This window comes from Pseudomonas sp. NPDC087804, from assembly GCF_044742965.1.
Lineage (GTDB): Bacteria > Pseudomonadota > Gammaproteobacteria > Pseudomonadales > Pseudomonadaceae > Aquipseudomonas > Aquipseudomonas rustica.
On the sequence record NZ_JBIUVN010000045.1, the window covers coordinates 11,751 to 13,674 of the forward strand.

Annotated in this window: 2 protein-coding genes; both read left to right on the forward strand. The window is 55.9% G+C overall.

All coding sequences use genetic code 11. The features are described from left to right. Positions 1-192: 192 nt before the first annotated feature. A complete protein-coding gene (gene rimP, locus ACIOMO_RS27220) occupies positions 193-651 on the forward strand; it encodes a ribosome maturation factor RimP (RefSeq protein WP_008088338.1) in 459 nt (152 codons plus the stop codon). Between the two features lie 47 nt (positions 652-698). Beyond that, on the forward strand, positions 699-1,924 hold a 1,226-nt coding region (gene nusA, locus ACIOMO_RS27225; RefSeq protein WP_401244575.1), incomplete at its 3' end, for a transcription termination factor NusA.

The window sequence follows — 1,924 nt, forward strand, 5'->3', positions numbered from 1 at the left end:
GACCTTCGGGTTTAACCCGAAGGTCGTCGGTTCAAATCCGGCCCCCGCAACCAGTTTAAGGAGCCCCTTTTCAGGGGCTTTTTGTTAGCTGGACACTTTCAACGCCGCTGTTCGACGGCGTTTCAAGGATGGGCGTTTCGCCCATTTTTTTATTTTGCAAAGCATGCACATATCATGCACTAGGGGGTTCAGGTGTCGAGCAAGCTAGAAGAGTTGCAGGCCTTGCTGGCCCCGGTGGTCGTGGCCCTGGGCTATGAATGCTGGGGTATCGAGTTTTCGGCTCAGGGTCGTCACTCGATGTTGCGCGTTTATATCGATAAAGAGGGTGGCGTGCTGGTGGACGATTGCGCCATTGTCAGCCGTCAGATCAGTGGTGTGCTGGATGTTGAAGATCCAATCACCGTTGAATACACCCTTGAAGTTTCCTCGCCTGGCATGGAGCGCCCACTGTTCACTATTGAGCAGTTCGCCCAGTTTGTCGGTGAACAAGTGAAGATCAAGCTGCGCTCGCCTTTTGAAGGTCGACGCAACTTTCAGGGCCTTCTGCGCGGTGTAGAAGAACAGGATGTCGTGGTGCAGGTAGACGACCATGAATTCCTGTTGCCGATCGATATGATCGACAAGGCCAACATTATTCCCAGTTTTGACTGAGACGCGGATCCCGCGGATCCAATGGCTTGCGAAAGGCGAGGCGTACGATGAGCAAAGAAGTACTGCTGGTTGTTGAGTCGGTATCCAATGAAAAGGGCGTACCGGCAAGCGTAATTTTTGAAGCGCTGGAGCTGGCTTTGGCCACTGCTACCAAAAAGCGTTTTGAAGACGAAGTTGACCTGCGTGTGGAAATTAACCGCCACACCGGGGCATACGAAACTTTCCGTCGCTGGACGGTCGTCGAAGAGAATGATCTCGACGATCCGGCCATCGAAACCTGGCCGAGCAAGGTTGCTGAAACGCATCCGGGTGCCAACGTTGGCGACGTCGTCGAAGAAAAGATCGAATCCATCGAGTTCGGCCGCATTGCTGCACAGACTGCCAAGCAAGTCATCGTGCAGAAAGTGCGTGAAGCCGAGCGCGCTCAAGTGGTTGACGCTTATCGCGAGCGCCTGGGAGAAATCATCTCCGGCACCGTGAAGAAAGTCACCCGCGACAACGTGATCGTCGATCTGGGTAACAACGCTGAAGCGTTGCTGGCCCGTGAAGACATCATTTCTCGCGAAACCTTCCGTGTCGGCGTGCGTCTGCGTGCGCTGCTCAAGGAAATCCGCACCGAGAACCGCGGCCCGCAGCTGATCCTGTCGCGTACCGCGCCGGAAATGCTGATCGAGTTGTTCCGCATCGAAGTGCCGGAAATTGCTGAAGGCCTGATCGAAGTGATGGCAGCGTCCCGTGATCCGGGTTCGCGCGCCAAGATCGCCGTCCGCTCCAAGGACAAACGCATTGACCCACAAGGTGCTTGCATCGGTATGCGCGGTTCGCGCGTCCAGGCAGTGTCGGGTGAGTTGGGCGGTGAGCGTGTTGATATCGTTCTTTGGGACGACAACCCGGCTCAGTTCGTGATCAACGCCATGTCCCCGGCTGAGGTTGCGGCAATTATCGTTGACGAAGATGCCCACGCAATGGACATCGCCGTTGGCGCAGACAATCTGGCTCAGGCCATCGGTCGCGGTGGTCAGAACGTGCGTCTGGCTAGCCAGTTGACTGGCTGGACCCTGAACGTGATGACCGAATCGGACATCCAGGCTAAGCAGCAAGCAGAAACCGGCGACATCCTGCGCAACTTCATCGACGAGCTGGAAGTCGACGAAGACCTGGCACAGGTGCTGGTAGATGAAGGCTTCACCAGCCTGGAAGAGATTGCCTACGTACCGGTGGAAGAAATGCTCAACATCGACGGCTTTGACGAAGATACCGTCAACGTGCTTCG